Origin of the sequence: Streptomyces sp. NPDC046881, assembly GCF_040645015.1 — a bacterium.
GTDB lineage: Bacteria > Actinomycetota > Actinomycetes > Streptomycetales > Streptomycetaceae > Streptomyces.
The window spans coordinates 110,507-120,402 of the sequence record NZ_JBEYXJ010000013.1 but is presented as its reverse complement, the minus strand read 5'-3'; the positions used below and the strand labels follow the sequence as shown (position 1 = coordinate 120,402).

General features: G+C 71.1%; 11 protein-coding genes and 1 pseudogene. 5 read left to right on the top strand and 7 right to left on the bottom strand.

What is annotated here, in order from left to right:
* Positions 1–343: 343 nt before the first annotated feature.
* Positions 344–994, bottom strand: coding sequence for a DNA-3-methyladenine glycosylase (locus ABZ923_RS09770; RefSeq protein WP_361469057.1), 651 nt, complete (start codon positions 992–994; stop codon positions 344–346).
* 100 nt (positions 995–1,094) lie between these two features.
* Here ABZ923_RS09770 and ABZ923_RS09765 point away from each other — a divergent pair, with 100 nt between their 5' ends.
* The 3 genes from ABZ923_RS09765 (at position 1,095) to ABZ923_RS09755 (ending at position 3,137) form a co-directional block, all read left to right on the top strand.
* Complete coding sequence (locus ABZ923_RS09765) at positions 1,095–1,877, top strand: sporulation protein (RefSeq protein WP_208031469.1); 783 nt, start codon at positions 1,095–1,097, stop codon at positions 1,875–1,877.
* Between the two features lie 45 nt (positions 1,878–1,922).
* Positions 1,923–2,462 (top strand): YbhB/YbcL family Raf kinase inhibitor-like protein, encoded by a 540-nt coding sequence (locus ABZ923_RS09760; protein ID WP_361469054.1) that lies wholly within the window; start codon positions 1,923–1,925, stop codon positions 2,460–2,462.
* A 168-nt stretch (positions 2,463–2,630) separates the two neighbouring features.
* Positions 2,631–3,137, top strand: coding sequence for an HNH endonuclease (locus tag ABZ923_RS09755; RefSeq protein WP_361469051.1), 507 nt, complete (start codon positions 2,631–2,633; stop codon positions 3,135–3,137).
* Between the two features lie 107 nt (positions 3,138–3,244).
* Here the strand turns inward: ABZ923_RS09755 and ABZ923_RS09750 are convergent, their stop codons facing one another.
* The 3 genes from ABZ923_RS09750 to ABZ923_RS09740 all read right to left on the bottom strand — a co-directional run bounded on the left by ABZ923_RS09750 (position 3,245) and on the right by ABZ923_RS09740 (position 5,622).
* Positions 3,245–4,213: an SPFH domain-containing protein gene (locus tag ABZ923_RS09750; RefSeq protein ID WP_361469050.1), complete on the bottom strand. Its 969-nt coding sequence runs from the start codon at positions 4,211–4,213 to the stop codon at positions 3,245–3,247.
* Positions 4,214–4,337: 124 nt separating this feature from the next.
* Positions 4,338–4,769 carry an NfeD family protein gene (locus tag ABZ923_RS09745; RefSeq protein WP_361469047.1) on the bottom strand — a complete coding sequence of 144 codons (432 nt, stop codon included), beginning with the start codon at positions 4,767–4,769 and terminating at the stop codon, positions 4,338–4,340.
* A gap of 61 nt (positions 4,770–4,830) precedes the next feature.
* Positions 4,831–5,622, bottom strand: coding sequence for an ABC transporter ATP-binding protein (locus ABZ923_RS09740; protein WP_030347102.1), 792 nt, complete (start codon positions 5,620–5,622; stop codon positions 4,831–4,833).
* 151 nt (positions 5,623–5,773) lie between these two features.
* Here ABZ923_RS09740 and ABZ923_RS09735 point away from each other — a divergent pair, with 151 nt between their 5' ends.
* The gene (locus tag ABZ923_RS09735; RefSeq protein ID WP_361469044.1) at positions 5,774–6,562 is read left to right on the top strand and encodes a hypothetical protein; all 789 of its coding nucleotides are present in this window, start codon (positions 5,774–5,776) and stop codon (positions 6,560–6,562) included.
* 75 nt (positions 6,563–6,637) lie between these two features.
* Here ABZ923_RS09735 and ABZ923_RS09730 read toward each other — a convergent pair whose 3' ends face one another.
* The 3 genes from ABZ923_RS09730 to ABZ923_RS09720 form a co-directional block, all read right to left on the bottom strand.
* A complete protein-coding gene (locus ABZ923_RS09730) occupies positions 6,638–6,883 on the bottom strand; it encodes a chaplin (protein WP_361469042.1) in 246 nt (81 codons plus the stop codon).
* A 168-nt stretch (positions 6,884–7,051) separates the two neighbouring features.
* Complete coding sequence (locus tag ABZ923_RS09725) at positions 7,052–7,693, bottom strand: response regulator transcription factor (RefSeq protein ID WP_361469040.1); 642 nt, start codon at positions 7,691–7,693, stop codon at positions 7,052–7,054.
* Complete coding sequence (locus ABZ923_RS09720; RefSeq protein WP_361469039.1) at positions 7,686–8,831, bottom strand: GAF domain-containing sensor histidine kinase; 1,146 nt, start codon at positions 8,829–8,831, stop codon at positions 7,686–7,688. Before ABZ923_RS09720 ends, ABZ923_RS09725 begins: the two co-directional genes overlap by 8 nt.
* A gap of 201 nt (positions 8,832–9,032) precedes the next feature.
* Between ABZ923_RS09720 and ABZ923_RS09715 the strand changes: the two are divergent.
* Positions 9,033–9,629 (top strand): annotated as a pseudogene (locus tag ABZ923_RS09715) (S-adenosylmethionine:tRNA ribosyltransferase-isomerase); the annotation flags it as partial.
* Positions 9,630–9,896 lie beyond the last annotated feature (267 nt).

The following is a 9,896-nucleotide window of genomic DNA, read 5'->3' as shown; positions in this document are numbered from 1 at the left end:
TCGCTTCCTTTGTACTCACCCTCTCGGGCTTTCCTCCGGGCGCTTCCCTTCGGTCTTGCGTTTCCGACTCTATCAGATCTTTTCTCGATCCGATTCCCGGCCGGCGGGATTGTCTCGGGGCTTTCGGCTTTCGCCGTCCGCCCTTTCGGCATTCACTACGTTAGCCGATTCCCTCGGGGACTCATAATCGAGTCTCGCGAGTTCGATTTCGGGCGCGCGGGCGCGCTCGAAACGACCCCGCAGAGGGGGTGGAGCTAGGTAGTGGGTTGGCCGCTCCGGCTGCAGGCGATCGCCGTACCCGGTTCAGCGGCTCGGGATACATTACGCACTTCGCCGGGCCGAGTCAACTTCGGCGGCGCCTGGGCACATGGGCGCGATACGGGCTGACCGTCGGGTCGTCGGCGACCCAGAAGCGCCAGGGGTGGAGGTCGCCGTTGCCGCCCTCGCCGGCGACCCCGGTGCGGGGGCCGCTGCGTACCTGGTCGGAGGGGACCGGCGTGCCGGTCAGCATCCTCAGGGGCGTCTCGGCGGAGGTGCAGGCGTCCGTGCCGTCCAGGGCCCGGTCGACCTCCAGGGCGGTGGCCAGCCGGGCCGGGCCCTTGGCCAGTTCCTTGTCGTTCCGGGCCGAAATTCGTCGCTTGCGGGCCAGCTCCGCGCCCTCCACCACTTCGCCCGCGCGGAGCAGGACCGCGCTGGCCCGGCCCTCGGGTCCGCAGACCAGGTTCATGCAGTGCCACATGCCGTAGGTGAAGTAGACGTACACGTGTCCGGGCGGTCCGAACATCACCTCGTTGCGCGGGGTGCGGCCGCGGTAGGCGTGCGAGCCGGGGTCGTTCGGGCCGTCGTAGGCCTCCACCTCCGTCAGGCGCAGCGCGATCGGACCGTCGGGTGTCGACCGGACCAGGATGCGGCCGAGGAGGTCGGGTGCGACCTCCAGGACCGGGCGGTCGAAGAAGGCGCGGGGCAGTGGCGTACGGTCCGGGAGCGCGATCATGCCCTCCGAGGGTAGTCCAGACGGGGCACCGCGCCCGCGGAACCGGGCGTCGGTGGATCGCGTTTGTACGGGTCGAGGGTCCATTCGTAAAGGGAGAGTCATGGCGTTCAAGAAGCTGCTCGCGAGCCTGGGGGCCGGCGGGGCGTCGGTCGAGACGGTGCTGACCGAGGTCAACGTCGTGCCGGGCGGTGTCGTCCAGGGCGAGGTGCGGATCCAGGGCGGTTCGGTGAACCAGGCCATCGAGGGACTGTCCGTCGGTCTGCAGGCCAAGGTCGAGGTGGAGAGCGGCGACCAGGAGTACAAGCAGGACATCGAGTTCACCAAGGTGCAGCTCGGCGGGGCCTTCGAGCTGCAGGCCGGGGCGGTGCACGCGGTGCCGTTCGGGCTGGAGATCCCCTGGGAGACGCCGATCACCATGATCGACGGGCAGGCGCTGCGAGGCATGAACATCGGCGTGACCACGGAGCTGGCGATCGCGCGGGCGGTGGACTCCGGCGACCTGGACCCGATCAACGTGCACCCGCTGCCGGCGCAGAAGGCGATCCTGGACGCCTTCATCCAGCTGGGCTTCCGCTTCAAGAACGCCGACATGGAGCGCGGCCACATCCGGGGCACGCGGCAGAGGCTGCCGTTCTACCAGGAGATCGAGTTCTTCCCGCCGTCGCAGTACCGGGGCCTGAACCAGGTCGAGCTGAGCTTCGTGGCCGACGAGCAGGCGATGGACGTCGTCCTGGAGATGGACAAGAAGCCGGGTCTGTTCAGCGAGGGCTCGGACACCTTCCGGTCCTTCCAGGTCGGACTGAACGACTGGCAGGGGACCGACTGGGCGGCTTACCTCAACCAGTGGCTGTCCGAGGTCGGCAGCAAGCGCAACTGGTTCTAGGCTCGGGAACTGCTGGTTCCAGATCATCGATCAGGAGGTACCGAGGTGACCGAGCTCAAGCGGCGGCCGCTCCCCCACGATTTCCACCCGCCCGTGCCGTCGTTCACGGTGACGAGCGAGGACATCGAGGAGGGTGCGACGCTGAAGGGCGCCCAGGTCCAGTCGGAGGGCAACACCTCGCCGCACCTGCGCTGGGAGGGTTTCCCGCCGGAAACCAAGAGCTTCGCCGTGACCTGCTACGACCCCGACGCGCCGACCGGCAGCGGGTTCTGGCACTGGGTGCTGTTCGACATCCCCGCCTCGGTGACGGAGCTGCCGGCGGGTGCGGGCGGCGGCAAGTTCGAGGGGCTGCCGGCGGGCGCCGTGCACGCGCGGAACGACTACGGGACGAAGGACTTCGGCGGTGCCGCGCCGCCGCCCGGGGACGGCCCGCACCGGTACGTGTTCACGGTGTACGCGGTGGACCAGGAGAAGCTGGGCCCGGACGCGGACGCCTCTCCGGCCGTCGTCGGCTTCCACCTGCGGTTCCACGCGATCGCGCGCGCCCAGCTCATCGGTGAGTACGAGAACCCCGCGCAGGGCTGACTCCGGCGTACGGATTCAGCCGAGGGTTCATTGAACGTTTGCCCGCCTCCGGTCTTGGAAGTGATCGGAGGCGGGCATTTTTTATTGCGTTGTCCATCTCGGCGCGCCCGTCCAGAGTTGATCCGAGCCCGCCGGGGGGTGGGCAGGTGCACACGGGAGGTGGGCTGGATGCGTGACACGTTGGTCCTGAACGCGAGTTTCGAACCGCTGTCGACGGTGACCCTGAACCGAGCCGTGGTCCTGGTGCTGCAGGACAAGGCCGTGGTCGAGCAGGCCCATCCCGAACTGCGCATGCGCGGTGCCGATCTGGACATACCGGCGCCCCGGGTGATCAGGCTGTGCCGGTACGTACGGGTGCCGTTCCGAAGACAAGCGCCGTGGTCGCGGCGGGGGGTGCTGGTGCGGGACCGGCACCGGTGCGCGTACTGCGGGCGCAGGGCGACGACCGTGGACCACGTGGTGCCGCGATCGCAGGGTGGGCAGGACACGTGGCTGAACACCGTTGCCGCGTGCGCGGAGGACAATCACCGCAAGGCGAACCGGACTCCGGACGAGGCCGGGATGGCGCTGCTCAGGGAGCCGTTCGAGCCGACGCCGGCGGATGCGATGCTGTTGGCCCTGGGCGCCGAGGAGTTCGGGGCGCTTCCCGAGTGGCTCGTCCGGGACGCCGCCTAGTCGTCTGCCGGGTTCTGTTCGGCGGCGGGTGCGGGTCCGTCCCAGGTTTTCGCGCAGGTTCCCCGCGTCCCTGAGGGGGCGCGGGGAACCTGCGTCGTGGAGAACCGTCAGTCGATGTTCGGCTTCTCGCGGCGCTCCGGGCCGGACGAGTTGCCGTTGCCCGACGAGCCGTTGGTGCCGTTGTTGCCCGAACCTCCGCCCAGAGGGCCGAAGTTGCCCATCGCGCCGGAGAGGCCCTTGAGTGCGTCGCCGATCTCGCTGGGGACGATCCAGAGCTTGTTGGCGTCGCCCTCGGCGATCTTGGGGAGCATCTGGAGGTACTGGTAGGACAGCAGCTTCTGGTCGGGGTCGCCGGCGTGGATGGCCTCGAAGACCGTGCGGACGGCCTGGGCCTCGCCCTCGGCGCGCAGGGCCGCTGCCTTGGCCTCACCTTCGGCGCGCAGGATCTGGGACTGCTTCTCGCCCTCCGCGGTGAGGATGGCGGCCTGGCGGGTGCCCTCCGCGGTGAGGATCGCGGCGCGCTTGTCACGGTCGGCGCGCATCTGCTTCTCCATCGAGTCCTGGATGGAGGTGGGCGGCTCGATGGCCTTCAGCTCGACGCGGTTGACGCGGATGCCCCACTTGCCGGTGGCCTCGTCGAGGACGCCGCGCAGGGCCGCGTTGATCTCCTCGCGGGAGGTCAGGGTCCGTTCGAGGTCCATGCCGCCGATGATGTTGCGGAGCGTGGTGACCGTGAGCTGCTCGATCGCCTGGATGTAGCTGGCGACCTCGTAGGTGGCGGCCCGGGCGTCGGTGACCTGGTAGTAGATGACCGTGTCGATGTTCACGACCAGGTTGTCCTGGGTGATCACCGGCTGCGGCGGGAACGGTACGACCTGTTCGCGCAGGTCGATGCGGTTGCGGATGGTGTCGATGAACGGGACCACGATGTTGAGGCCCGCGTTCAGCGTCCGCGTGTAGCGGCCGAAGCGCTCGACGATGGCGGCGCTGGCCTGTGGGATGACTTGGATGGTCTTGATCAGGGCGATGAAGACCAACACCACCAGGATGATCAAGACGATGATGACCGGTTCCATCGTCGGCTCCCCGTACCCTTCTTAGCCTCGGCGCCTTCGGCAGATCTCATGACTGTTGAGGATCTTGCTGGTCGAGTCTGTCAGACCGTCGCGCTGCTCGTGCGTCGTTCCCGGCGAGTTGTCCTCAGATGACGATCGCGGTGGCTCCTTCGATGTCCACGACGTCCACCTCCTGGCCGACTTCGTAGGCGCGGCCGGTGTCGAGGGCGCGGGCCGACCAGACTTCCCCGGCGAGCTTGATACGGCCGCCGGACGCGTCGACGCGTTCCAGCACGACGGCCTGTCTGCCCTTCAACGCCTCGATACCGGTGGCGAGTTGGGGGCGCTGTCTGCCGTGGCGGGCCGCTATGGGCCGGACGACGGCGATGAGCGCGACGGAGACGACGACGAACGTGAGGACCTGGATGACCGTGTCGAAGCCGAGGCTGGAGACGACCGCCGCCGCGACGGCTCCCACCGCGAGCATGCCGAATTCCGGCATCGCGGTGACCACGAGCGGGATTCCGAGCGCCGCCGCGCCGACGAGCCACCACACCCATGCGTCGATGTCGTTCACACGGTCATGGTAGGGCCGGGGTCGGGCGGCGGACAGGGCGCGAAAGGGGAGAGCGCCGGGGTCAGGACAGGGGCAGGCCCTGGGCGGTCCAGCGGTCGCCGACCTGCTCGACGACGAGCGGGAGGCCGAAGCACAGGGAGAGGTTGCGGGAGGTGAGTTCCAGCTCGATCGGGCCGGCGGCGAGGACCTTGCCCTGGCGGATCATGAGGACGTGGGTGAAGCCTGGGGCGATCTCCTCGACGTGGTGCGTGACCATGATCATCGAGGGGGCGATGGGGTCGCGGGCGAGCCGGCCGAGGCGGCGGACCAGGTCCTCGCGGCCGCCGAGGTCGAGGCCGGCGGCGGGCTCGTCGAGGAGGAGCAGCTCGGGGTCGGTCATCAGGGCGCGGGCGATCAGGGTGCGCTTGCGCTCGCCCTCGGAGAGGGTGCCGAACTTCCTCTCCAGGTAGTCGGTCATGCCGAGGCGGTCGAGGAAGGCGCGGGCGCGCCGCTCGTCGACCTCGTCGTACTCCTCCTGCCAGTGGGCGGTCATGCCGTAGGCGGCGGTGAGCACGGTCTCCAGGACGGTCTGGCGCTTGGGGAGCTTGTCGGCCATGGCGATGCCGGCCATGCCGATGCGGGGGCGCAGGTCGAAGACGTCGACCTTGCCGAGGGTGTCGCCGAGGATGGTGGCGGTGCCCTTGCTGGGGAAGAGGTAGCTGGAGGCGACGTTCAGGAGAGTGGTCTTGCCGGCGCCGTTGGGGCCGAGGATGACCCAGCGCTCCCCCTCCTTCACCGACCAGGAGACCTGGTCCACCAGAGCCCGGCCCTCACGGACCACGGATACGTCCTGAAGCTCCAGAACATCGCTCATGAGCGCGTTGTCTCCCCTTGCAGTGTGGCCGGTCTCGGCTGTCGCGTACGCCTGTGGCTCGGGTCCGCCGCGCCGGTGGGCGCAGCCCTTATGAAATCTACGCCACGAGTGCCCCGCTCCATTCCATCGGTCCGGTCCTTAGGGTGGGGGCATGCTCTCGGAACCGCGTTCAGGACGCCTTGCCGCTTGGGGAAATGCCCTTTTGGCCGGACTTGTCTCTCCGGACGACGCCGTGCTCGCCATCGTGGGCGAGGACGCGGTGCACCGGGTGGAGGGGCTGCCCGAGGAACCCGCGCCGGTCGGGCTCACGCTCGCGCTGGGGCGGCTGCGCACGCTGGGGGTGGCCGGGCTGCGGGTGGCGCTGCCCGCGCCGGGGCATCCGCTGGGGCTGAGCGGCCCGGCGGAGTTCAATGCGCGGGCGCTGGAGGCCGAGGAGGCGGTGGTCTGTCACGGGTCCGCGTTCGGGCTGGTGCCCGAGGTGTACGAGGCCGGGCCGGCGGGCGATGTGCACGCCGAGGTGGTCTGGCACGTGCTGCCGGTGCGGGAGGCGCCGCCCGCCGACGTGCCGTCGCTGGGCGAGGCCGAGCGGGAGCTGGCGGAGGCGCTGCGGGACGCGACCGAGGTGCTGTCGAAGCTGGACGTCGCCGGGTCGGGTCCGGTGGCGGAGGCGGCGATCGACGCGTACCGGGCGCGGGCCGGGCGGGGCCGTGAGGTGCTGGCGCCGGGATATCCGCCGCGTGCGGTACGGGTGTTGGAGCTGGCCCAGCGGGTGGGGCTGCTGGTGTCGCTGGCCTACGACCACGGGCACGGGGGCGCGGTCAGCTCCGCGGAGATGAGGGCACGCGCCGAGGCGCTGCGGCCGGTGGAGCGGACGGCGCGACGGGCACAGGTGGCGGCGTACAACGCGTTCGTGGAGGAGCGGGAGCGCGGGGCGCGGTGAGCCGCGTCCGGGGGCGGACGCCCGGACAGGCCTCCCGGCGGTTCCGGGAGGCCTGGGGGCGCCGGCGGCCGGGCTTCAGTGGTTGAGCCCCAGGTTGCCGAAGGCCGGGTTCAGCACGCCGATGACGTTCACGCTGTTGCCGACCGCGTTCACCGGGACGTGCACCGGGACCTGGGCGACGTTGCCCGAGGCGACGCCCGGGGAGCCGACGGCCTCGCCGGCCGCGTGGGCGCCGCCGTGGGCGGAGGCCAGGCCGGCCCCGGCGGCCACCAGGCCACCGGCCACCATCGTCACGGCCGCTGCCCTCTTCAGGTTCTTCACTGTCAACCCCTCCTGGACGTTCCCCGCGGTGATCACCGCGGCACGCATGGAGAACGGCCGGGATCGCCGGAGGGTGTGCCATCCGGGTGACATTCCCACGAGAGTATGAATGTCGGTCCGGACCGTGACCCTTCGGGTTGCCGTGGGTGAGGCATTGGTCAGGGCGTTTCAGCCGGTCACGCCGTGGCGTACGGCCCACAGCGCGGCCTGGGTGCGGTCGGCGAGGTCGAGTTTCATCAGGATGTTGGAGACGTGCGTCTTGACGGTCTTCTCGGACAGCACGAGGGCGCGGGCTATCTCCCGGTTGGAGCGGCCGTCCGCGATCAGGCCGAGCACCTCGCGCTCCCGCTCGGTGAGCGAACTCCCTCTGCCCTGGCCCGTGGTGGCCTCCTCCTGGGAGAGTAGGGCGTCGGCGACCTCCGGCTGGAGCAGGATGTGCCCGGCGTGCACGGAGCGGATGGCGCCGGCCAGGGCGTCGGGGTCCACGTCCTTGTAGACGTAGCCGGCGGCACCCGCGCGCAGGGCCGGGACGACCGTGCGCTGCTCGGTGAAGCTGGTGACGATCAGCACGCGCGCGGGGTTGTCGAGTTCACGCAGCCTGCGCAGGGCGTCGATGCCGTCCATGCCCGGCATCTTCACGTCCATGAGGACGATGTCGGGGCGCAGCTCCTCGGCGCGGGCGACGCCCTCGGCGCCGTCGGCGGCCTCGCCGACGACCACGATGTCGTCCTGCACCTCCAGGAAGGTGCGCAGGCCCCGGCGGACGACCTGGTGGTCGTCGACCAGCAGGACCCTGATCGGTTCACCCACCGGGGACCTCCATCTCGATCGTGGTGCCCTTGCCGGGCGCCGATTCCACGGTCAGTGTGCCGCCGACCCCGCTCGCCCGGTCCCGCATCGAGACCAGGCCGAGGTGGCGTCCGGCGCGGCGGACGGCCGTGGGGTCGAAGCCGCTGCCGTCGTCGGCGACGCGCAGCACGGCTCCGCAGCCGCGCCGCCCGATGCTCACGTCGACCCGGTCGGCGCCGGAGTGGCGCAGGGCGTTGTGCAGGGCCTCCTGGGCGACCCGGAGCAGGGCCTCCTCCTGGGCGGCGGGCAGGGCGCGGAAGCCGTTGCTGGTGAAGGTCACGCGCGCGGTGTGGGCGCGGTCGAGGACCTGGGTCTGGGTGCGCAGGGTGGCGATGAGGCCGTCCTCGTCCAGTGCGGCGGGCCGTAGCTCCACGACGGCGGCGCGCAGCTCGTCGGCGGCCTCGGCGGCGAGGGAGGCGACCTGGTGCAGCTCCCCCTTGGCGCGGGCGGGGTCGCGGTCGACGAGCGCGGCCGCCGCCTGGGCGGTCAGGCGCAGGGAGAACAGCTTCTGGCTGACCGCGTCGTGCAGTTCGTGGGCGAGGCGGGAGCGTTCCTCGGCGATGGTCAGTTCGCGGCTGCGCTCGTAGAGGCGGGCGTTGGTGAGGGCGATCGCGGCGTGCTGGGCGAGGATGGAGAGCAGTTCCTCGTCGTCCTCGGTGAAGCCGCAGCTTCCCTCCTGCTTGGCGCAGCGCTTGTTCGCGAGGAAGAGCGCCCCGATGACCTCCTCGCCGTCCTTGATCGGCAGGCCCAGGAAGTCGGCCATGTCGGGGTGGGCGCCCGGCCAGCCCTCGAAGCGGGGGTCCTTGCGCACGTCGGCGAGGCGCTCGACCTTCGCCTCGCGCAGCATCGCGGCGAGGATGCCGTGCTGGCGCGGGAGCGGGCCGATGGCGCGCCACTGGTCCTCGCTGACGCCGTCCACGACGAACTGGGCGAAGCCGCCGTGGTCGTCGGGGACACCGAGGGCGGCGTACTGCGCGTCGAGCAGGTCGCGGGCGGAGGCGACGATCGTCTTGAGGACGTCGCGCACCTCCAGGTGCCTGCTCATGGCCAGCAGCGCGGAACTCACCGCGGCGAGGCCGGACCGGGGGCCTTGACTCATGTCCTCACGGTACCGGCGGGGTGCGACAGCGCGGATCGGCCCTGTGGGGGCCGGGCTCCGGTCCGCTGGACCTAGGGCGGGTGACGTAGGCCGCCGGGGCCGGGGCGCGGGGGTACGCCGAAGGGACCTGGGCACGAGATGTACGCCGAAGGGACCCGATGCCGTGCGGCCTGCTGGGGCGGGCGCTGGCCGGGGCGCGGCCGGGATCGGGAGCCGGCCGGGCGCGGCACTACGCGCGCGTGCGGGCTCGCCCGCGGGCACAGAGGTGGCGTTGCCGGGCGGGGGCCGGCGGAGCCGCTGGGCGCGGAGCGGCTGCGGTGGGCGCGGGCCGGCGGGGCGGGACGTGCGGGAGGTGCTGCGGGAGCACGGGCGGCCCAAGCGCTACTCCTGTACAGAGCGGGACCAGCCGCTGTCGGTGTGCCAGACGCGGCCCGGCCCCTCACCGCGCGGTTGGTGACGGAGCCGGCGAGCCAGGGGTGCGGTTCGCGCGGTGACGCTGCACACGGGGTCTCCCCGGCGAGGCGCACGAGCCGTCGTATCCGGAGCGGTTCGCGGCGCCGGAGGCGTCGGCGCGGCTGATCGACGCGGTGCGGGCCGGCAGGGACGGGGCGCGCGGGCCTGCGCGGGGAGGCCGGGCGGGTCATCGCGGTCGGGACGACGGCCGGGCGGGCGGCGGTGGGCCTGGCGTACGAGGAGGGGCTGCGCGGGCTCTGCCTGGGGCACGAGTTCGGCGACGTCCCTCTCATCCTCCCGGAGGAGAGTCCTCACGCAGAGCGTTGCGGTGGCAACTGGCGGTGAGATGACCCGGCGCGTCGTGTGACGCCGCGCATAGGGCCTGCATCACGTACGAAAGGGCATAGGAGATAAACCGCCCCTAATGAACGGGACAGACGGCCCTGTCTGTCCCGTTTTGCCCTTCCCTGATCCACTATCCGGCATCGTACGTCACACCTTTGCCTGGGCATTTTGCGCCCGCTAAGAATTGCTCTCGTCGCTCGGCGCCGCGGGTTTCGGCCCCGCGGCGTTCGTGCGGGAGGAGCCGATTCCCCCGGCGGACGCACGAGC

Excerpts from the sequence above, each read along its gene's own strand:
- ABZ923_RS09770 (WP_361469057.1), bottom strand. The coding sequence starts at position 994 with ATGATCGCGCTCCCGGACCGTACGCCACTGCCCCGCGCCTTCTTCGAC.
- ABZ923_RS09765 (WP_208031469.1), top strand. The coding sequence starts at position 1,095 with ATGGCGTTCAAGAAGCTGCTCGCGAGCCTGGGGGCCGGCGGGGCGTCG.
- ABZ923_RS09755 (WP_361469051.1), top strand. The coding sequence starts at position 2,631 with ATGCGTGACACGTTGGTCCTGAACGCGAGTTTCGAACCGCTGTCGACG.
- ABZ923_RS09750 (WP_361469050.1), bottom strand. The coding sequence starts at position 4,213 with ATGGAACCGGTCATCATCGTCTTGATCATCCTGGTGGTGTTGGTCTTC.
- ABZ923_RS09740 (WP_030347102.1), bottom strand. The coding sequence starts at position 5,622 with ATGAGCGATGTTCTGGAGCTTCAGGACGTATCCGTGGTCCGTGAGGGC.
- ABZ923_RS09735 (WP_361469044.1), top strand. The coding sequence starts at position 5,774 with ATGCTCTCGGAACCGCGTTCAGGACGCCTTGCCGCTTGGGGAAATGCC.
- ABZ923_RS09720 (WP_361469039.1), bottom strand. The coding sequence starts at position 8,831 with ATGAGTCAAGGCCCCCGGTCCGGCCTCGCCGCGGTGAGTTCCGCGCTG.